Source organism: Archangium violaceum Cb vi76, from assembly GCF_000733295.1.
In the GTDB taxonomy this organism is placed as follows: Bacteria; Myxococcota; Myxococcia; order Myxococcales; family Myxococcaceae; genus Archangium; species Archangium violaceum.
On the sequence record NZ_JPMI01000062.1, the window covers coordinates 20,792 to 45,837 of the forward strand.

Sequence of the window (25,046 nt, forward strand, 5' to 3'; positions counted from 1 at the left end):
TCACGGCTGTCCTTGACGCTCCCGGACCCCGTCACTAGGGTCCGCGCCGCCATGTACTTCCAGGATCTCATCCTCACGCTCCAGAATCACTGGGCGAAGCAAGGGTGCATCATCACCCAGCCCTATGATCTCGAAGTGGGTGCGGGCACCATGCACCCGGCCACCTTCCTCCGCGCCCTGGGCCCCGAGCCCTGGAACGTGGCCTACGTGCAGCCCTCGCGGCGGCCCGCCGACGGCCGGTTCGGCGAGAACCCCAACCGCCTGTTCCAGCACCACCAGTTCCAGGTCATCCTCAAGCCCGCGCCCAAGAACGTCCAGCAGCTCTACCTGGACTCCATCCGCGCGTTCGGCATCGACCCCCTCGAGCACGACATCCGCTTCGTCGAGGACGACTGGGAGTCTCCCACCCTGGGCGCCTGGGGTCTGGGCTGGGAGGTGTGGTGTGACGGGATGGAGATCACCCAGTTCACCTACTTCCAGCAGTGCGGGGGTTTCGAGTGCCGGCCCGTGGCGGCGGAGCTGACGTACGGCCTCGAGCGCATCGCCATGTACCTGCAGAACGTGGAGAACATCTACGACATCGAGTGGGTCAAGGGCGTCAAGTACCGCGAGATCTTCCACGCCAACGAAGTGGAGATGAGCCGGTACGCCTTCCAGGAGTCGGACCCGCAGATGCTGTTCGGCCTGTTCGACGCCTACGAGAAGGAGTGCAAGCGCCTCATCGAGCGCGAGGTGCCGCTGCCCGCGTATGACTACGCGCTCAAGTGCTCGCACGCCTTCAACCTGCTGGACGCGCGCGGCGCCATCTCGGTGACGGAGCGCGCCAACTTCATCAAGCGCGTGCGCGACAACGCGCGGCTGTGCGCCGAGGGCTACCTCAAGATGCGCGAGAAGCTCGGCTACCCGCTGCTCAAGACGCCGTGGACGGTGGGCGAGCAGCCGCCGGTGCTCGAGGGCAAGGCCGCCAGCGAGTACTGGAAGACGGTGACGTTCAACAAGCCCGCCGAGGCGGAGGTGGCCCGTGGCAAGTGATCTGCTGCTGGAGATCGGCGCCGAGGAGATCCCCGCGTCGTTCATCCTTCCGGCGCTCGAGGATCTCAAGCGCATCATCACGGAGCGCGCGGCCGAGGCGCGGCTGAAGCACGGCGAGGTGCGCACCTACGGCACGCCGCGGCGGCTGGCGGTGTGGGTGAAGGACGTGGCGGAGCGGGGCGAGGACATCACCCGCGAGGTGCTCGGCCCGAGCGCGAAGGCGGCCTTCGACAAGGACGGCAAGCCCACCAAGGCGGCGGAGAAGTTCGCCGAGAGCCAGAAGCTCTCCGTGGACGCGCTGCTGCGGGTGCAGACGCCCAAGGGCGAGTACCTGGGCGCGAAGGTGGAGGAGAAGGGCCGCCCGGCGGCGGACATCTTCAAGGACGTGCTCCACGCGGCGGTACACGGCATCAACTTCCGCAAGACGATGCGCTGGGGCGACGTGGACCAGGCCTTCGCGCGGCCCGTGCAGTGGCTGGTGACGTTGCTGGGCGGCGAGGTGCTGCCGGTGGTGCTCGGTGACGTGAAGAGTGGCCGTACCACGTACGGACACCGCTTCCTGTCGCCCGCGGCCATCGAGATCTCCAAGCCCTCGGACTACGAGGCGGCCCTGGAGAAGGCGAACGTGGTGGCGGACATCTCCAAGCGGCGTGCTCAGCTCCTGGAGAAGGTGCGCGCGGCGGCCCAGCAGGCGGGCGGCAAGCTCATGGAGGACGAGTCCCTGGTGGATCAGGTGACCAACCTCGTGGAGCTGCCCAACCCGGTGGTGGGCTCCTTCGAGGAGCGGCACCTGGAGCTGCCTCCCGAGGTGCTGGTGCAGGAGATGAAGAGCCACCAGCGCTACTTCTCCGTGGTGGACGGCAACGGCAAGCTGATGCCGCGCTTCATCGCCGTGTCCAACACGCCGGTGCGTGACGTGAACCTCTCGCTGCGCGGCTATCAGCGCGTGCTGCGCGCCCGCCTCGCCGACGGACGCTTCTTCTTCGACGAGGATCGCAAGACGCCGCTCGAGAACCGCACCGAGAAGCTGGCGCGCGTGGTGTGGCAGGGCCAGCTCGGCAGCTACGCCGAGAAGGTGGAGCGTTTCCGCTCCCTGTCCGTGAAGCTGGCCGGGTGGACGGGCCACGGTGGCCTCCAGTCCACCCTCGAGCGCGCCGCCACCCTGGCCAAGGCGGACCTCGTCACCGGCATGGTGGGCGAGTTCCCCGAGCTCCAGGGCGTCATGGGCCGCGAGTACGCCCGCGCCGGCGGTGAGCCGGAGGCGGTGGCCCTGGCCATCTTCGAGCACTACCTGCCTCGCACCGCCGAGGACTCGCTGCCCACGCAGGACCCCGGTGCCCTCATCGGCCTGGCGGACCGGCTGGACACGCTGTGCGGCATCTTCGCCATCGGCAAGGGCCCCAGCGGCGCGGCGGACCCGTTCGCCCTGCGGCGCGCCTGCCTGTCCGTCATCCGCATCGTCCTGGGCCGCGGCTACCGCTTCTCCCTCTCCCAGGCGGTGGACGCGGCGCTGGAGCAGCTCGGGCCGAAGATCGCCAACGTCAAGCGCAAGGCCGGGGAGCCCGCGCCTCGCGAGCAGGTGCTCGAGTTCTTCCGCGGCCGCCTCAAGGCACTGTGGACGGAGCAGTACCGCACCGACGTGGTGGAGGCCGTGCTGTCCGCCGGCTACGACGACCTGGTGGCCGCCCACAAGCGGCTGCAGGCGCTCGCCAGCATCGTGGGCCAGGCGGACTTCGCGCCCCTGGCGGCCGCCTTCAAGCGCGTGGCCAACATCGTCGAGAAGCAGGGCAAGGACGTGTCCCGCGGCGGCGTGGACTCCAACCGCCTCACCGACGAGGCCGAGCGTCAGCTCCACTCGGCCTACGTCCAGGCGCGCTCCCGCGTCACCGACCAGGTGAAGGCCGATGACTTCTCCGGCGCCCTCAAGGAGATCACCGGCCTCAAGCCCTCCGTGGACACCTTCTTCGACAAGGTCATGGTGATGGCCGAGGACAAGGACCTGCGCGAGAACCGTATCCGGCTCCTCGTGGAGATTGGCACCCTGTTCAATCAGGTGGCCGACTTCTCGAAGATCCAGTCCGAGGCCTGATCTCGGCTGGAGGGTAGGCGGCCCTCCACCGGGGGGGCATATGGCAGGTAGGGAATAGCCGGGGACCTTTGTAGTTGCCCGGCGTTGGGGCGGTTCCTACACTCCGCCCCCCTTCCATGCGCCCCCTTTTCCTCAGTCTCGCGCTCCTTTCCGCCGCTGCGTGCTCACGAACCGACGCGCGGCTCCCGCCCACGGATCGCTTCGTCTATCCGAGCGGTCTCGTGCACCGCTCGGTGCCCGGCTCCACCAACGGCGTCCTCTATGTGGCGAGCGCCAACTTCGACCGGTGCTTCGACCAGGGCACGGTGATGGCGGTGGACCTGGATCGGGTCTCCGGTGCCGGCAACGAGCCCCTGCTGCCCCTTGGCACCTATCCGGCCACCGCCGAGACGGCGGAGCTCGGGCAGCTCAACGTCGCCCCGGAGTCGTTCCGCTACATCGAGAACTTCGCGGGAGAGATGGCGCTCTGGGAGCGCACGGACGCCGCGCCCCGGCTCTTCATCCCCGCCCGTGGGGACGGAAACTATCTCCACTACATCGACATCACGGCGCCCACGCAGCTGTCCTGCGTGAACAGTCCGGAGAGCAACGACTGCACCGCTGGTGCCCTGTCGCTCGCCTCGGGAGTGCCGGGGTCCCAGGCGGGGCAGCCGCGCGCGGACGCTCCCTTCGGCGCCTTCGTGGATACCTCCGGCATCATCGAGCCCCAGCCGGGGAAGGAGGGGGTTCGCGTGTGGGTGACGCACCTGAACCCCGTGGACTCGCCCGCGCGGTCTCAGACGAACTACGCCTCGTATCTGGTGGACGTGCCCGCGCGGGACCCCGGCGTGTCCAGCTTGGACTTCCACCCCATGAACGTGTCCGGCTTCCCCGTGGGTGGCACCAGTTCGGTGGTCGCCGATGAGCGGTACGTCTTCGTCACGGGCCGGCTCAACAACTTCATCTCGGACACCTCGCTGGCCCGGCGGTTCCTGCTGCGCGTGCTGGACAAGGAGAACCTGGAGGAGAACCAGCTCATCGATCCTGGCGTGGATCTGGGCTTCGCCGGCTCGGAGGCGCGGGGGCTCGCGCTGACGCCGCGCTCCACGCTGACGCCCTCGGCGCCCCGGCGGCTGTACGTGGCGGTGCGCGACCCGGACACGTTGCTCATCGTCAACGTGGAGGGCATCGAGAAGGAGTCCGCCACGCCCCGGTTCACCGTGGTGGGCGCGGTGCCCCTGCCCAACGGTCCCACCGAGGTGGAGCTGGTGTCCCGTGGCGAGTCGCGCAGCGAGCTGGCGTTGGTGTCCTGCAGCGACGCGGGCGTGGTGGCCATCTATGACCCGGAGGTGGGTCAGGTCGTGGCGCAGGTGTCGGTGGGCGAGGTCAGCGGCACGCAGTCGCCCCAGCCCTTCGGGCTCGCCGTGCAGCAGCAGGGGGGGGGGCGGCGCATCTTCGCCAGCAACTTCGGGGATGGGCGCATCTCGGTGATCGACATCGCGGATCTCGGCAGCCCGCAGCTGGCCCGGCTGGTGGCTCATCTGGGAGTCCGTCAGGACGTGGGCCAGTCGGCGCAGTGCCAGGAGGAGCAGCTGTGAAGCGCTTGATCGTGTCGTTGATGGTGGTGGCCGGGGCGCTGTCGTCCGCCTGCACCGAGGAGGCGCAGTTCGAGCAGCGGGTGGGCCTCGCGGGCACGTATGACGTGGCCCTGGTGACCTATCCGCCCCAGCAGGGCGAGGATGAGCCGACGCGGCTCCTGTTCGTCACCTCGACGGACGCCAACGAACTGCGCGTCCTCTCGCTCACGGAGGAGGTGGCCGAGCGGCGATTCCTGCGCGCTCCCAACCCGTTGCAGCCGCTCTCCATCCCGGTGCTGCCCCGGCCCCAGGCGCTCACGCAAGACGTGCGCTACGACGCGAGCGGCGTGGAGCAGTCCGGCCGTCTCGTGTTCGCGCGCAGCAGCGGCACGACGCTGATCTCCGTCGTGGACGCGGACCGCGAGGTCCTCGAGGAGGTGCGGCGGCTGGACACCCGGGAGATCACCCGGGTGGAGGGTTCCCCGGTGGTCCCCGCCGCGGGACCGGTGACGGCCTTCGCGGCCAGGGCCCCCGAGCAGGAGGGCGGCAGCACCACGCTCTACTTCGCGACCCAGGAGATCGCCGGCGCCCGGCTGTGGTTGGCGCAGCTGCCGGCCCGGAATGAGCTGGGCTCCGGCGCGGCCATCACGGCGACGCCTCTGCCAGGGGTGGAGCTGCCCGCCAACGTGGCCGTCAACTCCCTCGTCGTGCTGCCCAATCCGGTGGGCGTGTCCCATCGCGGAGTGCTCGCCGTGGCCACGCGTGGCGCGGCCGGTACCGTGTACAGGATGGACCTGGGGACGGAGGGCGGCCCGACGGTCATTCAAGAGCTGGACTTCGGGGGTGCACAGGTGCTCCAGCTCGCCACCCATGGGCGCGTGGAGTACCGCGAGGTCCGGCAGCTCGCCGACGGCACGCGGACCACGGAGCCGCCCCTGGTCGTGGAAGCGGGCTCGCGCCTCTTCGGCGTCCTCGACCCCTCCAACTGTGGCGTGCTGCTCCAGTGCACGGGAGTGCTGGCCGTGGACGTGGCCTCGGGCCGGGTGGCCAAGGAATTCTCGAGCTGGGACGAGCTGGGCAACCCCGTGCGCCTGTATGACATGCTGCCCATCAGCGCGGGTACCGGGTTGCCCACCGGCCTGTCCGTGGCCACGGACAGGAACCTGCAGGTCGCCGCGGGGGAGCCCCTGGATCGCCTGGACCCGGACCCCACCGTGACCGCCCGGAGGCAACGCGGCCTCACCCTGCCCGTGCTGGGCATCGTGCCGCTCTCCAACGGCACCATCCTGTTCTTCGACGCGGCGAGGCTGACGCACCTCAACACCGACGCCATCTGGAGCGAGACGCAGAAGCAGAACATCGCCACCGCGTCCATCGCGTTCATCAACGCCCTGGGCACCTCCACGGATGGCTCGTTGGACATCCGGATCGAGCAGCACGCGCAGAAGGACGATCCGGCGCCCCAGGAGGATTTGACGTTCGGTGTCACCCGGGACCAGACGTACCTGCTGACGTACCAGGGAATCCTGCCCGAGATGTCGGCCGTGGCCATCAGGGCCAATGACTCCTTCCAGGTCCCCTTCGTGCCGCGAACGGGCAAGGGGCAGGTGGTGTTCCCCGGGGACCTCATCATCCTGTTGACGGCGCGCACGGGCGGGCAGGCATGTGCCACGCCCGTGCCGGTGCTTTCGGTCCAGGCGCCAACGGGTGGAGGCACCCTGGCCACCCTGATTCCCTCGGGAGCGCTCCCGGCCGACTGCCCCACGAGCCAGTACTCGTACTTCCAGGTCCGCGCCGCGGGCCCCAAGCCGCTCGTGTTGTCCAGCGCCAGCGAGGACTACATCGCCCGGGTGGGCTCGGGTGACACCTATGAGATCCGCGGGCCGTACTTCTTCCACCCCCCGGGCTACCAGGGGCAGACCGATGGGGTGGCGCTGCGCTTCCGCGTCACCCGGTCCAACCTGGACGACCCGAACGGAGGCCTCCTTCGTGGGGAGCGCTACGTCATCTCGACCGATTCCCACTTCTTCCCGTACCTGGTCTCGGTGTCGCAGGTGCAGGATCTGACCAACTTCCGGCTGCCGGGACCCGTGGTGCAGACGACGGTGGGCAACAAGGACTACGCCTACCTCGCCTATCCCTCGGCCAACGGCGTGCTCGAGGTGGACCTGACGGCCATCACCGCGGGTACGGCCAACAGCAATGGCCTGGTCACGTACCTGTGAGATTTCGCGTCCCTGGGCGGCTCTGGTAGAGTCCCGGGGTCCAGGATTCGAGAGTCAAGACAGATGATCGATCAGAACACCCGCCCCGCCCGTAAGGTCGGCATCGCCGACCATTTGTGGGAGACCTACGAAGACATGGCCCGCCAGATGGGCTCGGATCGTGACGCGCTCATCAACCAGGCGCTGTTCATGTTCGCCCGTCTCAACGGCTTCATCGAGGTGGCCCGGTCCGCCGAGGCCCCTGCTCCACGTGTCGCCGCCGCGGCCCCGGTCTCCGGCAAGTCCGCTCCGCCCGTGCTGCAGCCCGTCTCCGGGGGCGCGTCCGCCAAGGCGGCGCCTCCTCCCCGCGATGACACCCCGCTGCCCGCCCCGCCTCCCCAGCGGTCCTCCCGCTCCGCCGCCGTCGAGGAGCGTGCTCCCGCCAACGCCCTGGACAACGACCCCGCCCGCCGCGAGGTCGCCGAGCGCGTCCTGGAGACCGCCGCCGAGCTCGAGCGCCTCATCAAGGGCAAGAGCAACGAGCCCCGTGAGGAGATCGACGAGGAGCCGCTGCCCGACGACGATCAGGACGACTCCGGCATGGACATGGCCGCCGACGAGCCCATGGACCAGGACGAGCCCATGGACCAGGACGAGCCCATGGACCAGGACGAGCCCATGGACGAGGAGCCGGGTGGTGCCGCGCTCATCCTCGCCATGGACAACGCCGAGCCCCAGACCATCACCAAGGAGCGCTTCGTCATCGGCCGCGGCAAGCACTGCGACCTGATGATCAACTCCGGCAAGGTCTCGCGCGAGCACGCCGTCATCGTCCGCGAGGGCGACGACTTCTTCATCGAGGACCTGGGCTCCTCCAACGGCACCTGGTTCAACAAGCAGCGGATCAAACGCCGCAAGGTCGAGGACGGCGACGAGTACTTCATCTGCAGCGAGCGCGTCCGGCTCTCCTACGCCTGAGTGCCTGCCCGTACGTCGGGGACCGGGCTGTTGGCCAATTGACGGAGAGCGGCCCTCCCTGATTTAGTTCCCAAATCCGCCTCTTTCCGGATTGAGGGGCGGATTGGACATGACTTCCTCTCACATCGCGCTCTGGATCGTCCTGGGAGTGGCGCTGGTGATCTCGGTGGCCACGGACGTACTGAGCCGCCGGATCCTGGACGTCGTCACCTATCCCTTGATGGCGGTGGCCCTGGGGATGCGCTGGTGGAGCGAGGGCGTGGGTGACCTGGAGACGGGGCTGGTGAGTGGGGTGGTGTCCGGGCTGGGGCTGGCGCTGCTGCTGGTGCCGGCGGCGACGGGCGGGAAGATGGGGTGGGGCGACGTGAAGTTGATGGCGGGGGTCGGGGCGGTGCTGGGCTTTCCCACGGTGATGGCGGCGGCGGCCTTCATCTCCCTGGCGGGTGCGCTGCAGGCGGTGGTGACGCTGCTGTGGCATGGCGCCGTCTGGGAGACGCTGGGCCACATGGTGCGGCGGTGGGCGGTCCGGGTCCGGCTGATGGACGAGAGCGCGAGCAGCACACCGGGGCGCCACATCCCCTACGGCGTGGCGATTGCCCTGGGAACTTTCTGGGCCATGTACTGGCAGCACGACAAACTGGGGTAGTTCGGATGCGACGCGAAGGGACTCTCACGATGCTTGGACGCTTCACGCAGGTGGCCGCGCTCGGCACCCTGCTGGCCCTGTTCGCCGCGGGCTCCGCCTGGGCCCAGGATAGCAGCACCATCAACCTCGGCGTGGGCACCCAGAAGGTGATCACCGTGCCCGGCACCACCCGCATCGCGCTGGGTGATCCGAGCGTGGCCGAGGTGAAGGTCATCGGTAACAACCAGATCCTCCTGCAGGGCCAGGCCGAGGGAAAGACGACGCTGCTCGTCTGGAAGAGCTCCGGCCAGCGCGTGAGCTACCTGGTCACCGTGCGCAAGCAGGACCCCAACGAGGTCATCTCCGAGCTCAAGAAGCTGCTCGGGGAGATCGAGGGCGTGTCCGTGCGCATGGTGGGTGACCGCATCTACCTGGAAGGTCAGGCGTACACCGCGGGTGACGCCGAGCGCATCGATCAGGTGGTGTCGCTCTACCCGAACGTGAAGAGCTTCGTGAAGGTGGCGCCCAACGCCAAGAAGCTGGTGGCGCAGAACCTCACCGCGGCCTTCCAGAAGGCGGGCCTGCGCAACGTGCAGGTGAACGTGGTGGGCTCCACCATCTTCCTGGAGGGCTCGGTGGAGAGCCAGCAGGACCTGCAGAAGTCCGAGCTCATCGTCAAGGCGGTGGGCGAGAAGGTGGAGAACCTGCTCGTCGTCGGCATCAAGCGGATGATCCTCTCCGAGGTGCAGTTCGTGGAGATCCGCCGCAACTCGCGCGATCGTTACGGCATCAAGTATCCCACCGACATCACCGGCAGCGTGTCCGCCACGGCCTCCTTCACCCAGGGCCTCTATCCCGGCACCTTCGGCACGGGCAGCGGCCTGATGGGCGTGGTGGGCAACTCGGACTTCTCCATCGGCTTCCAGGGCAACGACGGCTACGGCCGGCTCCTGGCGCAGCCCAAGCTGGTGTGCGCCAGCGGCGAGAAGGCCGAGTTCCTCGCCGGCGGTGAGGTGCCCATCCCCCTCATCACCCAGAACCAGTTCTCGGTGGAGTACAAGCCCTACGGCGTCATCCTCAACCTGCGCCCCACCGCGGACCGCAACGGCAACATCCAGACGGAGATCGAGGCCGAGGCGAGCGAGCTCGACACCTCGGTGGCCGTGTCCTTCGGCAGCTCCGCCGCCATCCCCGGCTTCCGCTCCCGCAAGGTGAAGACGAACGTCACCGTGCGCCACGGTGAGACGATCGTCCTGTCGGGCGTCTTCAGCCACGACGAGCAGAAGGCCGTCTCCAAGCTGCCGGGCCTGGGTCACATCCCCATCATCGGCGAGCTCTTCAAGAGCCGCGCCTTCGACTCCACCAAGCGCGAGCTGGTCATCTTCGTCACGCCCCGCATCGTCAACCCGGACTCGGACAAGATCCGGACGATCATCGAGGACGTGAAGAGCCGCTACAAGCAGGCCCGCTCCGAGGTCAACTTCAACATCTTCGACTGAGCGCCCGCCCGGCTGCTCGGCTGCTCGAGGCCGGCCTCGTCCCCCAGGGGATGGGCGCCGGCCTCGCCGCTTTCCGGGGCCGTCCGGCCGCTGTTTCATGGCCCGACGCGTTGCCTCCTCTTTGAGGGGACGTGCGCGCTTGGTAGCATCCGCGCCATGTTTCTCGTCACGCTCGAGGAGAAGGGCGGAGGTACCGAGCAGATCGAGTTCGAGAAGAACGAGATCACCATCGGCCGCCTCGCAGGCAATGACATCGTCCTCGCCAAGGGCAACGTCTCCAAGTACCACTCGAAGATCGTCGAGAAGGACGGCAAGCTCATCGTCGTGGACATGAAGTCCACGAACGGCACCTTCGTGAACGGCAAGAAGATCGCCGGGCCGCAGGTGGTGAAGCCGGCCGATCAGATCTTCATCGGCGATTACATCATCAACGTGGAGCCCCTGGAGGAGCAGGGCTCCATGACGCGCACCGCGCCTCCCGAGGAGGAGTACTACGAGGAGGAGGAGGGGTACGACGACGGCGGCCAGGGCGCCTACGAGGAGGAGCCGTACGAGGAGCCTCCGCCGCCCCAGGCCCCGGCCGCCAACGCGCGCATGCCGGCCTCGCTGGCCTCGGCGCTGGCGAAGAACAAGAAGCGCGTGGACCCCCGGCTGGAGGCCTATACCCGGCTCCAGAAGGAGATCCACGACCGGTTGATCGAGTACCTCGACTTGCGCCGCATGGACATGGACCGGCTCGGCGACGACGAGCTGTGGCGGCGCACCGAGAAGGCCATCCGCGACATCATCGATCAGATGGAAGCGGACGGAGAGCTCCCGCCCGAGGTGGACCGGGAAGAGCTGCTCACCGACGTCATCAACGAGGCGCTGGGCCTGGGGCCCCTCGAGGCGTTCCTCGCGTCGGATGAGATCAGCGAGATCATGGTGAACCACGCCAACCAGATCTACATCGAGCGCAAGGGCAAGCTCGTCCTGTCCGAGAAGACGTTCAGCTCGAACCAGGCGGTGCTCGGCGTGATCGAACGGATCGTCGCGCCCATCGGCCGGCGCATCGACGAGTCCAGCCCGCTGGTGGACGCGCGCCTCAAGGACGGCAGCCGCGTGAACGCCATCATCCCGCCGCTGGCGCTCAAGGGACCCTGCATCACCATCCGCAAGTTCAAGAAGGACTCGCTGAAGATCCAGGATCTCATCAAGTACAAGACCGTCACGGCGCAGATGGCCGAGTTCCTGGAGATGTGCGTCAAGGCGCGCAAGAACATCGTCATCTCGGGCGGAACGGGCTCGGGCAAGACGACGACGCTCAACATCATCAGCTCCTTCATCCCCGAGGACGAGCGCATCGTCACGGTGGAGGACGCCGCCGAGCTTCAGCTGCCCCAGGATCACTGGGTGCAGCTGGAGAGCCGCCCGCCCAACCTGGAAGGCAAGGGCGCCATCACCATCCGCGACCTGGTGAAGAACTGCCTGCGCATGCGGCCGGACCGCATCGTCGTGGGAGAGTGCCGCGCGGGCGAGACGCTGGACATGCTCCAGGCGATGAACACGGGCCACGACGGCTCGCTCACCACGCTGCATGCGAATACGCCTCGTGACGCCATCGCCCGGCTGGAGACGATGGTGCTGATGAGCGGCATGGAGCTGCCGGTGAAGGCCATCCGCGAGCAGATCGCCAGCGCCGTGCACATCATCGTGCAGCAGACGCGCTTCTCGGATGGCACCCGGAAGATCTGCTACATCACCGAGATCGCCGGCATGGAGGTGGACATCGTCACCCTCCAGGACATCTTCTATTTCAAGCAGGAAGGCTTCACGGAAGACGGGAAGGTGCGCGGGCGCTACGTGGCCAGCGGCTTCGTGCCGAAGTTCTACGATGACCTGCAGCGCAAGGGCATCCCCGTCAACATGAGCATCTTCCGCGAGGACTGACGCCCCATGCCTACCCTGGTCGTCCGTCACCCCGACGGCAGCGAGAGTGAGCACGAGCTTTCCGGTGAGCTGAAGATCGGCCGCCAGGAAGGCCAGAATGATCTGGTCCTTGCCGAGGGCGGTGTGTCGCGCCGCCACTCCCGCTTCGTGGTGGAGGGCGGCAAGGTGATGGTGGAGGACGTGGGCAGCGCCAACGGCACCTTCGTGGATGGCCAGCGCATCACCGGCATGACGGTGCTCACGTCCAAGTCCCAGGTGCTGCTGGGCGACTACGAGCTGCGGCTCAAGGCGCCCGCGGGTCCGCGCTCCACCGGTGTTCGCAAGCAGGTGAAGCCCTCGGACGAGGGGGCGGCGCCCGCGGAGGGCGGAGGCGTGCCCATGCCTCGCTCGGCCACCCGGGCCATGCCCGCCATCAAGCGGCCCGCGCCGGGCGCCGGAGGCCCCTCGGCCCTGGCGAAGCGTCCCCGGCCCGGGAGCCCCGGCGCGGCGGGCGCGGGCGCGGAGCCGGAGGGGCTGGTGCTCAAGGGCCTCACCGGTCCCTGGGCCAACAAGCGCTACCCCGTGAAGGGCAAGCTGTTGGTGGGCCGTCAGGCGCCCGCCACGGTGGTGCTGGAAGACGACTCGGTGAGCCGCAAGCACGCCGAGGTGGCGCAGACGCCCGATGGCGCGGTGCTGCGCGACCTGGGCAGCGCCAACGGCACGTTGATCAACGGCGAGCCCACGGGCACGGAGCCGGTGGTGCTGCAGCCCGGTGACATCATCACCTTCGGCATGGTGGAGGTGGAGGTCGAGGGCGCCGTCGGGAGCTCCAACCTTCCCGCGCGGCGCGGGCGGGACGTACCCTCGCGGCGTGGCACGGGCGCGGAGGGCGCGCCACCGGCCGAGGCGGCCCCGGCCGAGGGGGCTCCGGCGTCGCGCAAGCGGATACTGGTGGTGGTGGCCAGCGTGGTGGGCCTGCTGCTGGTGGCGGGGATCGTCAAGAGCACCCAGGGCAGCGGCACGGCCGGGGGCAATTCGTCCGGCAAGCTGGCACCTCCGCCTCCGAGCCCCACCGAGCTGGTGCAGGAGTCGCTCAGCCAGTGCCGCTCCTACGCCTCCATGGAGGGCGGCGAGCCGGATTGGGTGAAGGCGGAGGCCGCCTGCTCCAAGGCGCTGGACATCGATCCGATCAACGCCGAAGCCAACACGCTGATGCGCCGCATCAAGCTGGAGAAGGAGTCCGCGGACCTCTACGTGCTGGGCCAGAAGGCCCTCGGGCGCCTCAAGGAGGAGGAGGCGCTGGATCTCTTCAAGAAGATTCCCAAGGAGAGCGCCTACTTCCGCCGCGCCAAGCCCAAGGTGCAGGAGGCGGTGGCCCAGGTGGTGAAGCGCGCCGAGGACGACTGCAAGCGCTACCTGCGCGACTCCCAGTGGTCTCCCGCGGTGCAGACGTGCGGCCGCTACATGGGCTTCGCCTGCCAGAAGATGTCCCGCGAGGAGCTGGAGCCGCCCATCGGCTACACCCTGGTGCTGGAGAAGAACAGGCGGCTGAGGCGCACCGAGTGGCGGCCCAAGCACAAGATCTACCTGGACTTCCTCATCGCCCGGAAGCGGGTGGAGCCCAACGCCCCGCCGTGGCACTGCCCGGTGTCCGACATCTTCTTCGAGGACGAGGCCGCGCCGGATCCCAAGAAGCTGGTGGAGGAGACCTTCAAGCAGCGTCTGCCCAACAAGTTCCTCGTCGCGGCGATGATGGACTACTGGGGCGGACGCGGGAACGAGTCGTTCGCCACCCTGCAGAAGCTGCGCTCCAACTACGAGCTGGCCCAGTACCACGGCACGGCGGACGAGCTGCTCACGGCCGTGAGCAACGTGGATCAGCTCTTCAAGATCGGCCAGGGCCACCTGCAGAACGAGGACGTGGAGAAGGCCGCCGACCCGCTGATGGAGGCGCTGGAGGTGGACAAGCGGCTGATGGGCGATCTGGCCGACACCCGGCCGTCCTTCTACAAGCGCAACATCCAGCAGGACATGGCGGCCAAGGCCATCACCCGGGGCACGTACTGGGATGACCGTGGAGATCCGCGCCGCGCCTGCCGCATCTGGAAGCTGGGCTTCCGCTTCTACGCGGGCAACACGGACCTGAACTTCCAGGTGGGCCGCTGCTCCACGCGTGGCCTCAAGGCCTTCAAGGTGGCCGGGAGCTGCGCGGAGCTGGATGCCGTGCTGGATCTCGCCGTGCCGGGTGACGGGCTCGAGGAGAAGGTGGCGGCCCTGAAGAAGGAGAACAACTGCTGAGCCCCGGGGCGCCCCGGGAGCGTTGACGGGTGCTCCCGGCGTGCGTCCCCACCATGGACAGGGGGCAGGGGGCTCGATTATGGCCGGGGACCTATGGTTCCCAGCCCTCCGAGCGGCTCGCCCCGCCTCGTCCTGATCGACGCCTCCAGCTTCATCTTCCGCGCCTATCACGCCATTCCTCCCCTGACGAACCGCAAGGGGGTGCCCACCAATGCCACGCTGGGCTTCACCCGGCAGGTGCTCAAGGCGCTCAAGGAGCTGAACCCCACCCACGTGGCGCTCGCCTTCGACAAGGAGAGCCGCACCGAGCGCCAGAAGATCGACCCCAACTACAAGGCCAACCGGAAGGAGACGCCGGAGGACCTGGCGCAGCAGTTCCCCTTCATCCGCCAGGTGGTGGAGGCCCTGAACCTGCCCGTGCTGGAGGTGGCCGGTTGGGAAGCGGACGACGTGATTGGCACCCTGGCCCGGCGCGCCACGGCCGAGGGCTTCTGCGTCCTGGTGGTCACCGGCGACAAGGACTTCGTGCAGATCGTCGACAAGGACGTGCACCTGTACGATCCGCAGAACGAGCGCTACACGGACCCCGCTGGAGTGAAGGAGCGGTTGGGCATCGAGCCCGGGCAGATGCGCGACTACCTGGCGCTCATCGGCGACGCCGTGGACAACGTCCCCAAGGTGCCGGGCATCGGTCCGAAGTCGGCGGTGGAGCTGCTGACGCAGTTCGGCTCCGTGGATGCGCTGCTCGAGCGGCTCTCGGAGGTGAAGAAGCCGAAGATGCGCGAGGCCATCGCGGCGCACCGCGAGAGCCTGCTGCGCGCGCGCGACCTGGTGACGTTCCGCACGGACCTGCAGCTGGACGTGTCCATCGAGCAGTTGAAGCGCCAGCCGCCGCATGACGAGCAGATGCGCCAGCTCTTCACCGAGCTGGAGTTCTCCGCGCTGCTGCGCGAGCTGCCGCCGAAGGCGGCCACGGGCGGCGAGGTCTCGGGGGAGGGCACGGGCGCGAGCGAGGCCCCGAGGACGGCCGCGACGCTGCCGGCGAAGACGGAGCTCGTCACCACGAAGGAGACGCTCGAGGCGTTGGCCACGGCGATCCGCGAGGCGGGCGCGGTGACGCTGGTGCCCGCGTACGAGGGCCTGCCCTTCGCCTCGTCACTGGTGGGCCTGGGGGTGGCGCTGAAGGACGGCACCACGCGCTATGTGCCGCTGGCCCATGAGGGGCTCGTGCAGCAGGTACGGCCCGCGGACTTCAAGGCGGCGCTCCAGGGCGTGCTGGAGGACGAGGCGGTGAAGAAGGGCGGGCATGACCTCAAGGCCCTCTGGCTGCTGCTCAACCGCGAGGGAATCCAGCTGAGGGGAGGGGAGGACGACGTCGAGCTGCTCAGCTACCTGCTGGATGCGTCGCGGAGGGATCACAGCGTGGAGTTCCTCTCCCGCGAGCGGCTCCAGGTGGACCTGCCCGAGCTGCCCACCACGAGTGGCCGCAAGGCCCGTGCGCTGAAGGAGCACGCGCCCGAGGAGGTGGCACTGGCGTACGCGGTCCGCGCGGAGGCGGCGCGGCAACTGGCCCCCGGGCTGTGGGAGGAGCTGGAGCCGCTGGGGCTGGCGAAGCTCGCGCGGGAGCTGGAGCTGCCGCTGGTGCCGCTGCTCGCACGGATGGAGTCGCGCGGCGTGAAGGTGGACGTGAAGGTGCTGCGGCAGATCTCCGACAAGGTGGGGGCGGAGTGTGAGGCGAAGGTGAAGGAGATCCACGAGCTCGCGGGCACCGAGTTCAACGTGGGCTCCAATCCGCAGCTGGCGGAGGTGCTCTACAAGAAGCTGGAGCTGCCGGTCCTCAAGCGCGGGAAGACGGGCCCCTCCACGGACCAGGAGGTGCTGGAGAAGCTGGCCGAGGTGCACAAGTTGCCGCGCGCCATCATCGAGTACCGCTCGCTGTCCAAGCTCAAGAGCACCTACCTGGACACGCTGCCGGAGCTGGCGAGGAACGGGCGCATCCACACCACCTTCCACCAGGCGGCCACCGCCACGGGGCGGTTGTCCTCGTCGGATCCCAACCTGCAGAACATCCCCATCCGCACCGAGCTGGGAATGGAGATCCGCCGCGCCTTCATCGCGGAGGAGGGGAACCAGCTCGTCTCGGCGGACTACAGCCAGATCGAGCTGCGGTTGCTGGCGCACATCGCGGAGGATCCGGTGCTCATCGACGCCTTCGCGCGGGACGAGGACATCCACAGCCGCACGGCGGCGGAGATCTTCGGCGTGGCGCAGGACCAGGTGACGAGGGATCAGCGCCGGGTGGCGAAGACGGTGAACTTCGGCATCGCCTACGGCCTGAGCTCCTACGGCTTGTCCACGCGCCTGAACATCCCGGACGAGGAGGCGCGCGACATCATCGAGCGCTACTTCAAACGCTACGCGGGCATCAAACGCTACCTGGAGGAGACGGTGCGGGTGGCGCGGGAGCGGGGCTACGTGGAGACGCTCTTCGGGCGGCGCCGGCCGATGGCGGATCTGCGCGCGAAGAACCGGCAGGTGGTGCAGGCGGCCGAGCGCGCCGCCATCAACATGCCGATCCAGGGCACGGCGGCGGACCTCATCAAGAAGGCGATGCTGGCGGTGGACGAGGAGCTGAAGAAGCAGGGGCTGCGCACGCAGATGCTGCTGCAGGTGCACGACGAATTGCTCTTCGAGGCGCCGGAGTCCGAGGTGGAGCAGGTGAAGGAGCTGGCGCGCCGGTGCATGAACGCGGTGATGCAGCTCAAGGTGCCCCTCAAGGTGGAAGTGGGGGCGGGGAGGACGTGGGCGGACGCGCACTGATGCTTCCGCGTGCGGTCCTCGCTCTGGGCCTGTTGCTGCTGGTGCCGCAATGGGCCCGAGCTGAATCCGAATCACGCCTTCCCGTGCTGGAGGGCGTGTTGGTCAGAGAGCACCACAGCCCCACGTACGGTCATGGGCTCGAGCTCACCTTCAAGCAGCTCGAGCCGGACCCGGCCCTGGCACGGTTCTCCGTGGAGGATGCAGGGGCATTCGTGGAGGCCCTGGAGACGGCATTCCAGACGCCCATGCCACGGTCGGTCAGGTCCTGGCAGTCGGGACTCCCTCGGGCCACGGTGACGGTGGACCTTTTCTCGGAACCATCGCCAGGCGCACGTTTGTCTGATCTGGAGAGGCGTGTGCGTGAGGCATACGTGCAGATGTACGGTCCTCCGCCCAGGCCGTTGCTGTCCGAGCTCGAGCGCAGCCGGTGGTTCCTGGCACTCAAACTCTCACCTCGCTACATGGACGACGGCGTACGTGATGCGGCCATGGAACTGCTCAGCTCGCCGACCGTCGCGTATTCCATGGCGTTGTCGATGATGCTTTACATGGCGGCATGGGCCGCGCCCGAGCCAGTGTTCAGCAAGGCATGGGCCGCGGCGGTAACCCTCGGGTTGTTGATGACCTACAGCGCGGCGGAGCTCTACACCGTGGGTCAGGCGTGCCTGAATCTCTACCAGGAGGCGGAGGCGGCGAGGACGCAGGCGCAACTCGAAGCAGCCGCCGAGCGCTTTGGCAGGGCGATCGGTGGCGTGGGGTTGCGCGTACTGGTGACGGTGGCTGGGGCAAAGCTGGCCAAGGGTCTGCCGGAGGCGCCGAAGGGCGGGATGTGGGCGCGCCTTTCTCCTCCACGCTTCGCTTTCGCAGGAGGAGGCAGTCGAGGTGGCTTCTCCGTCGGTGCGGGCTCGCGTGCCCACGTGAATGTGGCGCATGGCACGGTGGTGCTCATGGGCGTGTCCGTGAATACGGCGGCCTCCGCAATGACCTCGGCAGTCACTTCCGCTCGGACGTCAGGGGCCTGCCGGGATGCGTCCGACAAGGGAGACGCCAAGCGTCACCACCTCGCGACCAACAAAAATGACATCTCAGACGTCAACGGTGGGCCGTGGACCCCGCTGTTCAAGCGCCTCTTCGACCGAGCAGGGATGAGCCTCGACGATCCAGCGAACATCGTCTATCTCGTGGGCCACGTAGGTCCACACCCCGAGGCGTATCACGAGGAAGTATTCAGTCGGATCCGAGCCGCGCTTGGTGACTGTAAGGCTCCGGCGGACTGCCGAAATCGGCTGACCAATACGCTCAATAGGATTGCCGGTGAAGTATGCACGTCCGGCTCGGACCTCAACAAGCTCGCCACGAGAACGCCATGAGCACACCTCAGCGTTATTTCGAGTTGTGGGACAAGATGAATGTTCCGGGCCGTTGGGTGTTGTATCAGAAGGACATTGATGAATACGGGAATAGAGTGGAGCCCTGGTTGTTTGATAAAGGTAGGCTGGTCCAATTGGAGGGACGCCCTGTCCTTGGTATCGCCCATCCTGGTCGTGCATTGGATTTCAGCCTGACCGAGCTTGCCACACCCGTGGTGACCGGGCGCGTCGTCTCACTCTTCGAGAGACTGGATCTTGGAGAGGAAGTCCAATTCATTCCAGCTCAGGTGGAAGGGCAGTCTGAGCCGTTCTTCATCCTCAATGCTTTGCATGTCATCCGGTGTATCGACGACGCCCGATGCGAGCATGTGTCGTACTGGACACCCGAAGATGGAGAGCCAGAACTGGTAGGCAAATATCAGAATGTCAGGGGGTTGAAGGTGGATCCAGCCAGGATGGGAAACGTCAGAATCTGCCGTCCCTGGGGCTGGACGGGAGCCCTCATCGTCACCGAGCGCATCAAACTGGCCATGGAGAGCGCGGAAATTACCGGTACCCGGTTCAGGGAAGCCTGACGTGAGTGAAGTCTGAAAAAAACCAGGGCGGACGCATACCGACGTACGCGTCCGCCCGGAGAACAACGCCGACCCGTCCGGCCGTCGAGGCGCGTGAACCCCCATTCACGCGGCCTCCAGCGGCCACTCCTTGCGCGCTCACCGCACCCCCGCGCGGGAACACGCCCCCTTTTCGCGCCTCGGGCCCCCCAATTCGCCCGTCAGCGCGCCCCCTTCAACCGCCTCGGCTCTCGGACTCCTCCCAGCATTGGAGCAGTCAAGCCGGACGGGTCGGCACCCCCTCGAACTCAATGCATCGCCAGCCGCTCGTGCTCCTCGTTCAGCGCCGGCCGCTCGTGAATCGCCACCGGCTGCTTCTCGAAGAGCTGCACCACCAGTCCCGCGAAATGCACCCGCGGCCTCGGCGCCAGCGGATTGCCCAGGCGCTCCATCAGCGCCACCGACGAGTCCACCGCCTCGTCCAGCGCCTGGTTCACCACCGCCCGCTCCGCGTCGCCCCCACCCAGGGTCTCCACCGCGTCCACCAGGCAGCGGCGCAGCGCCGCGAATTCCTCGTGCAGCGCGCGCGCCCCACGCCCCGGTGCCAGTCTCAGCACCGCGCGCGTCCGGCTCCACGGGCTGCCTTCCTTGCCCTCCAGCTTCTTCCCCACCTCGCGGATGAAAGGCTCCACCACGCTGTCCAATTGGTTGCGCGGCGGTCCCCCATCCTTACGAGCCTCGGCGAAGCGCACCCGGCGCCATGCCGCGGCCAGCCGCTCCGGCTGCCCCGCGAACACCCTCGCCACCCCTGCTCCCCGCCGCGCCCGTTCCATCATTCCGCCGCCCTCCGCTCTCGTGGCGCCGTCTAAAGCAAGCCGGTTGCCAACGTCCGCTCGTCGCGGGTGGACAGTGAAATCAGCCGTTTGCCTCGGCGCCTGGGCGCTGAGCGTTCCAACGGGCTGTAGTTTTTTCGCCGCGCCCGGAGAAAGGGTGAGGGCATGGGTCGCGCGGTCTCCTCCGTGGGCAGGTTTTTTCCCACCGGAGGGACACGGCGTGATTCCCGTTTCAGTGCACTGTCGGCTTGGGCGGACGCGGCTCGCCTTCCTCGTCGTCCTCGAATTCCTGGCCGTTCGTCACGAGCGGCTCTCCGGGCTCGTTCCACTCGGAGGCCAGCGCATCCGCCGGCTTCGGCGTGTCCGCTCCGTTGCCCCCGTCCACTGGCTGCGGCGGGGGCGGGTACAGGGCGCGCTGCTGGGCCAGCTCCGCCTCGAGGGCCGCGCGCAGCTCCGCCTCCTCGGCCACGTCCCGCTCCTCCATCTCGGCCAGGTGCTCTTCCTTCTGCTTGCGCCGCCGCACGTACGCCGCCACCACCAGCCCCGTCATCCCCAGCCACAGCAGCGAGGAGCTCGTCGTCAGCGGCAGCCAGCCGTAGCGCGCCGCCAGCCCCTCGCGCCACGCCATCTCCTCCACCCACAGCGACGACTTGAACGCCTTGCCGAAGGCCTGCTCGAAGGGTTGGCCCGTGGCCACCTCGTCCACCAGCCGGCCCATGCCCTCCGGGCCGTACTTCGCCGACAGCCACGCCACGAAGGCCGCGCTCTGCGCGTAGGCGATCTCCACGTCCGACGGCAGGTCCGGCCACGCGCTGTGCAGGTGCTCGAAGCGGAACACCTTCTCCTGCTTCACCGCCCGGAAGAGCGCCGCGTAGTGCGTCATGGACCAGTTCTCGCCCGTCAGGTTCTGCGCCAGGCCCTCCTGGAACCACCGCGGCCAGCCGCGCGCCAGTTGCCCCAGCGCCACGTGCGCCAGCTCGTGCCGCAGCGTCACCATGCCCTCGGCCCCCGCCAGGGTCAGCGCGTTGAGCAGGACGATCCGGTGCGACGGGTACGCCAGCGCCACCGCCCAGCCCGGAGGCGCTCCCCCGGGCAGCGCCAGCGCCTCGAACTCCTCGCGGCCCACGCCCACGCGGATCTCCGTCACCCCCGGCCAGTCCCGCCCCAGCACGCCCACGAAGGCGTCCCGGATGGACTCGATGCTCCCGGCCAGCTGGCGCGCGGAACCCTCGGACCTCGCCGTGTAGAGCAGGCGGAAGCGGGGGGTGGACACCTCTCCCACCACCAGCGCGGGGCGGGGCATGGGCACCATCGCCGGCTCCACGCCTCCATTGGCGTGGCCAGCCTCCGGGGTGGGGAGGGTGAGCTCCTGCGCCCGCGCGAGCGGGGCCAGCAACAGCATCAGGAGCAGGAGCAGGTGGCGCATGGGAGCCTCACGTGGCTCCAGACATAACAGCCTCGGCGTGTGCCGCGCCAAGCCCCTCGACTCGCACCCGTTTACGACGCGAGGTGTCACCCGACACCAGGCTCACCTGCCGCCTGGGCACCCCCAGCTGCTTCGCCAGGAACTCCAGCAGGGCCGCGTTGGCCTCGCCATCCACCGGGGGGGCGGCGAGCTGGATTTTCAGCAGGCCGTCGTGCTCGCCCACCACGCGCGTGCGCGAGGCCCTCGGCTGCACCACCAGGGCCAGCTCCACCGCGCCGGGCACTTCCTTCACCCAGGGGGCCGCCATGGGCTACTCGGCGTTCTGCGCCTTCTTCTGCGTGAGGTACGCCACGTTGTCCTCCACGCGGGCGTAGTCCTTGTCGGCGAAGGTGCGGCCGCTGAACGTCTCCAGCAGCTTCTGGTGCGCCTCCACCACCGACTTCACCTGGGACTCGAACTGGGCGCGCTGGCGCTTCAGCTCGTTGATGTCCTCCACCACCTGCACCAGCCGCTGGTGCGCGCCGTGGACGATCTTCTCCGCCTGGTGCTCGGCGTCCGCGAGGATGATCTCCGCTTCCTTCTTGGCCGCGGCCTTCATGTCCTCGCTGATGCGCTGCGCGGTGACCATCGTCTCCTGCAGGGTGCGCTCGCGCTCCACATGCTGCTCCAGCTTGAGCTGGGTGCGCTTGAGCTCCTCCTTCAGGCCGATGTTCTCCTTCACCACCTCCTCGAACTCTCCGGCGATGAGCTCCAGGAACGCTTCCACCTCCCGCTTCGAGAAGCCGCGCAGGGCCGTCTCGAAGCGCTTCTGCCGGATGTCGAGCGGGGTGATCTTCATGCCCCCAGTATAAGCCAGCCCTAGGACTTCTCCAGGAACTGCTCCCCCAACTCCCTGGCCCGCCGGGTGGCGGCCTCCACCGCGTTGATGAGGGTGGTCCGCAGCCCGCCTGCCTCCAGGGTATGCAAGCCGGCGATCGCCGTGCCCCCGGGGCTCGTCACCTGATCCTTGAGCTGTCCGGGGTGGGCCCCCGTCTCGATGAGCAGCTGGGCGCTGCCCAACACCGTCTGCGCGGCCAGCTTGAGCGCGGTGTAGCGGGGCAGTCCCACCTTCACGCCCGCGTCCGACAGGGCCTCGATGATGAGGAAGATGTAGGCGGGGCCGCTGCCGGACAGGCCGGTGACGGCGTCCAGGAGGTTCTCGTCCACCACGGTGGTGGTGCCCACGGACTGGAAGATGCGGGTGGCCACCGCCAGGTCCTCCTCGCTGGCGTGCTCGCCCGGGGACAGCGCGCAGGCGCCCATGCCCACCAGGGACGGGGTGTTGGGCATGGTGCGGATGATGCGCGCCCCGGCCCCCAGCCGCCGCTCCATGGCCGCGATGGGCACGCCGGCCGCCACGGAGATGATGAGCTTGTGCGGATCCACCGCCGTGGCCACCTGGACGAGCACCTTGTCCAGCGCCTGCGGCTTCACGGAGAGCACCACCACGTCCGCTTCGCGCACCGCGGCCAGGTTGTCCTGCGTCGTCCGCACCCCGTAGGTGCGCTCGAGCGTCTCCAGCCGCTCCTTCCGGCGCCCGGTGGCGATGAGGGACCCGGGCTTCGCGTTGCCGGCGCGCAGCAGGCCCTTGATGAGCGCCTCGGCCATGTTGCCGGCGCCGAGGAAGGCGATCGTCTGTTCGAGCATCCGCCCGCTTCTACCAGCGCGACCGTCTGGTTGCAGATTTCTTGACGGGCGATCGGATCGTGGGACCTTGACACCCACAACAGGCCTGTAGCGCCTGCACGGGAGAGGTCGAGAGCACCATGAGCGCGGCGGCTGCGACGAACTGGAACTGGCGGACCCTGGAGAACGTGGAGGTCGAGTGCACCCACTGCGGTGTGCGCATGAGCGGCCACTCGGGGCCACGGATCAAGTACTTCCGCTGCGGCTCGTGCCACCGCTGGGTCTCCAGCGTCTACACGGACGTCTTCCGCGCGGACGCGAAGATGCGCACCCACCCGGTGAAGGAGAAGACGGACGGGGACGCCCAGTTCCTCGCCGTGAAGGATCGGCTGGAGGCGTGGCTGGCCGCCATCGACGACCAGGATCCCTACCGGGTGCTGGGGGTGTCGCCCTCGGACTCCCCCGAGGTGGTGCGGGCCCGCTTCCATGAGCTGGCGCTGGTGCGCCACCCGGACCGCGGTGGCTCCGAGGCGAAGATGCGCGAGCTGAACCTGGCCTACGAGAAGATCCTCCGCCACCGCCAGCGCAAGCGCATCGAAGCGCTGGAGGCGGGGGCGGCGGTGCGTGGGGCCTCGGCGCTGCCCGCCGCTCGCGGCCGCCAGGCGCGCGGGGAGGGGGATCAGTTGTAGATGTTCTGGTCGCCGCTGGAGCCGCCGCCGCGTTGACCCGCCCGGTACTCGTTGCCGGGCGTGTGGATGAGGACGATCTCCACGACCTTGTTCTTGCGCGTCTCGTTCGTCTCGGCGAGCACCGGGCCGCGCCAGTGGTTCGGGTCTTCCTCGGCCTTCTTCTCCAGGTTCTCCACCAGCTTCGGCGTCGCGATGGCGAGCCGGGGAATCAGACACTCCGCCCGGATCACCACCTGGAGATCATTGTCCCGGGTGGGGTTGGGATCGTTCGGCGGGAACTCGTCGATGTTGTCGGAGATGGTGACCCGGAAGTCGGGGGGACGGCCCGGCATGACGACCGGCTGCCCGTCGATGCGGCCGTAGGAGCCCGCGCCCCACTCGTCAACGAGGTCCTCCACCTTGGACTCCGGGTTGTTGTAGCGGGCCCCGGAGGTCGCCGACAGCATCAGGTTCCACTCGTGGTACTTCTCCCCGTAGAACTTGCGGCCCCACTGGGCGGCGGACTCGGAGCACGTCTGCGCGTCGATGTCGCGCACGGAGCGGCCGCTGCGCTCCTGCTCCGCCCCCGTGTACGCGAGGGCGCCGAGGATGATCAGGGCGATCAGCAACGTCACGCCCAGGGCCGTCAACAGGGTGGAACCACGACGAGGGACTCGGGGCTTCATGGCACGCTCTCCAACCATCAGATACGGGTTGCGGCGACGTTCTTGAGCAGGACCACGGTGCTGAGCACCCGGCGGCGGTGTCCGCTGGCCTCGGGCCGGGGGGCTCCTCCGAGGTCGATTCCCCGCTCGAACGGGGTGTCCTCCTGCACGACGTACTCCCCCTCGTCGCTGACCAGGGTGCTGCTCGTGCGCGCCGAGATGGAGATCCGGGCGAAGGTGAGCCCCGGGTCCAGCAGGGTCTCCGTGGGCCCCTGGTCGCTGAAGCCGTCATCCGCCACGCCATCGTCGTTGCGGTCGTAGCCCCACTGCACCTGGAAGTCCTCGATGTCCTTGGCCAGCACCGTCCGCTCCGGAGGCATGAGCGGCGCGAGCGTCCGCGGATTCAACGTCTCCATCACCAGGTCCGCCCGTGCCGGGGTCTTGCCCACCGCGTCCACGTACATCACGTGGAAGCGGACGACCCGGACCGGGAACACGGTGGCTCCGGGCTGGATGGGGATCAGCGGATCCTGCAGCTGCAGGGGATTGACGGTGCCGGGCATGTCCAACTGGACGACGTTCCTCGCCACGGAGCCATCCATGGTGAGGTTCTTCGTCTGGATGGGCACCAGCATGGCGCGCTGGAAGTTGGTGATCAGCGCGCTCTCCCCGTCCTGGAAGATCTCCGCCTGGACGCCGGGCGTCGTCGTCAGCCGCCCATCCGGTGCCACGCTCACCCGGTCCGAGGCGAGCGGGGTGACCAGCACGGTGCGCCGATCCGCGCCGTAGCGGACCAGCGTCAGCGTGTCGGGCCTCTGCGGCATGTCCCCGTCGTGCAGGGCCGAGATGCCGTTGG

20 protein-coding genes are annotated in these 25,046 nt (G+C 68.4%); 13 read left to right on the forward strand and 7 right to left on the reverse strand.

Features of this window, described 5'->3' with window-relative positions; genetic code table 11:
• The first annotated feature begins 51 nt into the window (after nt 1-51).
• From glyQ to Q664_RS10370, 12 genes are all read left to right on the forward strand, one after another.
• Nucleotides 52-1,032 (forward strand): glycine--tRNA ligase subunit alpha, encoded by a 981-nt coding sequence (gene glyQ, locus Q664_RS10315; protein WP_043392894.1) that lies wholly within the window; start codon nt 52-54, stop codon nt 1,030-1,032.
• Nucleotides 1,022-3,121 (forward strand): glycine--tRNA ligase subunit beta, encoded by a 2,100-nt coding sequence (gene glyS, locus Q664_RS10320; protein ID WP_043392896.1) that lies wholly within the window; start codon nt 1,022-1,024, stop codon nt 3,119-3,121. The genes glyQ and glyS overlap by 11 nt, the downstream gene beginning before the upstream one ends.
• Before the next feature lie 116 nt (nt 3,122-3,237).
• Nucleotides 3,238-4,698, forward strand: coding sequence for a YncE family protein (locus Q664_RS10325; protein ID WP_160174376.1), 1,461 nt, complete (start codon nt 3,238-3,240; stop codon nt 4,696-4,698).
• Nucleotides 4,695-6,902 carry a hypothetical protein gene (locus Q664_RS10330; protein WP_043392901.1) on the forward strand — a complete coding sequence of 736 codons (2,208 nt, stop codon included), beginning with the start codon at nt 4,695-4,697 and terminating at the stop codon, nt 6,900-6,902. Before Q664_RS10325 ends, Q664_RS10330 begins: the two co-directional genes overlap by 4 nt.
• Before the next feature lie 63 nt (nt 6,903-6,965).
• Nucleotides 6,966-7,859, forward strand: coding sequence for an FHA domain-containing protein (locus Q664_RS10335; RefSeq protein ID WP_043392905.1), 894 nt, complete (start codon nt 6,966-6,968; stop codon nt 7,857-7,859).
• 109 nt (nt 7,860-7,968) lie between these two features.
• Nucleotides 7,969-8,505, forward strand: a complete 537-nt coding sequence (locus Q664_RS10340) for an A24 family peptidase (RefSeq protein WP_043392908.1) — start codon at nt 7,969-7,971, stop codon at nt 8,503-8,505.
• A gap of 29 nt (nt 8,506-8,534) precedes the next feature.
• On the forward strand, nt 8,535-9,983 hold the full coding sequence (locus Q664_RS10345; protein WP_043392911.1) for a type II and III secretion system protein family protein: 1,449 nt from the start codon (nt 8,535-8,537) through the stop codon (nt 9,981-9,983).
• 156 nt (nt 9,984-10,139) lie between these two features.
• Nucleotides 10,140-11,912 (forward strand): TadA family conjugal transfer-associated ATPase, encoded by a 1,773-nt coding sequence (locus Q664_RS10350; RefSeq protein ID WP_043392914.1) that lies wholly within the window; start codon nt 10,140-10,142, stop codon nt 11,910-11,912.
• A gap of 6 nt (nt 11,913-11,918) precedes the next feature.
• On the forward strand, nt 11,919-14,189 hold the full coding sequence (locus tag Q664_RS10355; RefSeq protein ID WP_043392916.1) for an FHA domain-containing protein: 2,271 nt from the start codon (nt 11,919-11,921) through the stop codon (nt 14,187-14,189).
• Between the two features lie 93 nt (nt 14,190-14,282).
• Complete coding sequence (gene polA, locus Q664_RS10360) at nt 14,283-17,009, forward strand: DNA polymerase I (protein ID WP_043392919.1); 2,727 nt, start codon at nt 14,283-14,285, stop codon at nt 17,007-17,009.
• Nucleotides 17,009-18,379: an AHH domain-containing protein gene (locus tag Q664_RS10365; protein WP_043392922.1), complete on the forward strand. Its 1,371-nt coding sequence runs from the start codon at nt 17,009-17,011 to the stop codon at nt 18,377-18,379. The genes polA and Q664_RS10365 overlap by 1 nt, the downstream gene beginning before the upstream one ends.
• Nucleotides 18,376-18,954 (forward strand): imm11 family protein, encoded by a 579-nt coding sequence (locus Q664_RS10370; RefSeq protein WP_043392925.1) that lies wholly within the window; start codon nt 18,376-18,378, stop codon nt 18,952-18,954. Before Q664_RS10365 ends, Q664_RS10370 begins: the two co-directional genes overlap by 4 nt.
• 287 nt (nt 18,955-19,241) lie before the next feature.
• On the opposite strand, the gene Q664_RS10375 is transcribed toward Q664_RS10370, so the two are convergent.
• The 5 genes from Q664_RS10375 to proC form a co-directional block, all read right to left on the reverse strand.
• Nucleotides 19,242-19,769 (reverse strand): hypothetical protein, encoded by a 528-nt coding sequence (locus Q664_RS10375; RefSeq protein ID WP_043392927.1) that lies wholly within the window; start codon nt 19,767-19,769, stop codon nt 19,242-19,244.
• Between the two features lie 229 nt (nt 19,770-19,998).
• Nucleotides 19,999-21,192, reverse strand: coding sequence for a peptidase MA family metallohydrolase (locus Q664_RS10380; RefSeq protein WP_043392929.1), 1,194 nt, complete (start codon nt 21,190-21,192; stop codon nt 19,999-20,001).
• Between the two features lie 7 nt (nt 21,193-21,199).
• Nucleotides 21,200-21,499, reverse strand: a complete 300-nt coding sequence (locus Q664_RS10385) for a DUF167 domain-containing protein (RefSeq protein ID WP_043392930.1) — start codon at nt 21,497-21,499, stop codon at nt 21,200-21,202.
• 3 nt (nt 21,500-21,502) lie between these two features.
• Nucleotides 21,503-22,030 carry a DivIVA domain-containing protein gene (locus Q664_RS10390; RefSeq protein WP_043392932.1) on the reverse strand — a complete coding sequence of 176 codons (528 nt, stop codon included), beginning with the start codon at nt 22,028-22,030 and terminating at the stop codon, nt 21,503-21,505.
• Nucleotides 22,031-22,050: 20 nt separating this feature from the next.
• The gene (gene proC / locus Q664_RS10395; RefSeq protein WP_043392936.1) at nt 22,051-22,878 is read right to left on the reverse strand and encodes a pyrroline-5-carboxylate reductase; all 828 of its coding nucleotides are present in this window, start codon (nt 22,876-22,878) and stop codon (nt 22,051-22,053) included.
• 119 nt (nt 22,879-22,997) lie between these two features.
• Between proC and Q664_RS10400 the strand changes: the two genes are divergently transcribed.
• The gene (locus Q664_RS10400) at nt 22,998-23,546 is read left to right on the forward strand and encodes a J domain-containing protein (protein ID WP_043392939.1); all 549 of its coding nucleotides are present in this window, start codon (nt 22,998-23,000) and stop codon (nt 23,544-23,546) included.
• On the opposite strand, the gene Q664_RS10405 is transcribed toward Q664_RS10400, so the two are convergent.
• On the reverse strand, nt 23,537-24,211 hold the full coding sequence (locus Q664_RS10405) for a hypothetical protein (RefSeq protein WP_152622017.1): 675 nt from the start codon (nt 24,209-24,211) through the stop codon (nt 23,537-23,539). The two genes, Q664_RS10400 and Q664_RS10405, sit on opposite strands and share 10 nt — an antisense overlap.
• A gap of 17 nt (nt 24,212-24,228) precedes the next feature.
• The coding region (locus Q664_RS10410) for a PilW family protein (RefSeq protein ID WP_043392945.1) at nt 24,229-25,046 on the reverse strand (818 nt) is incomplete at its 5' end.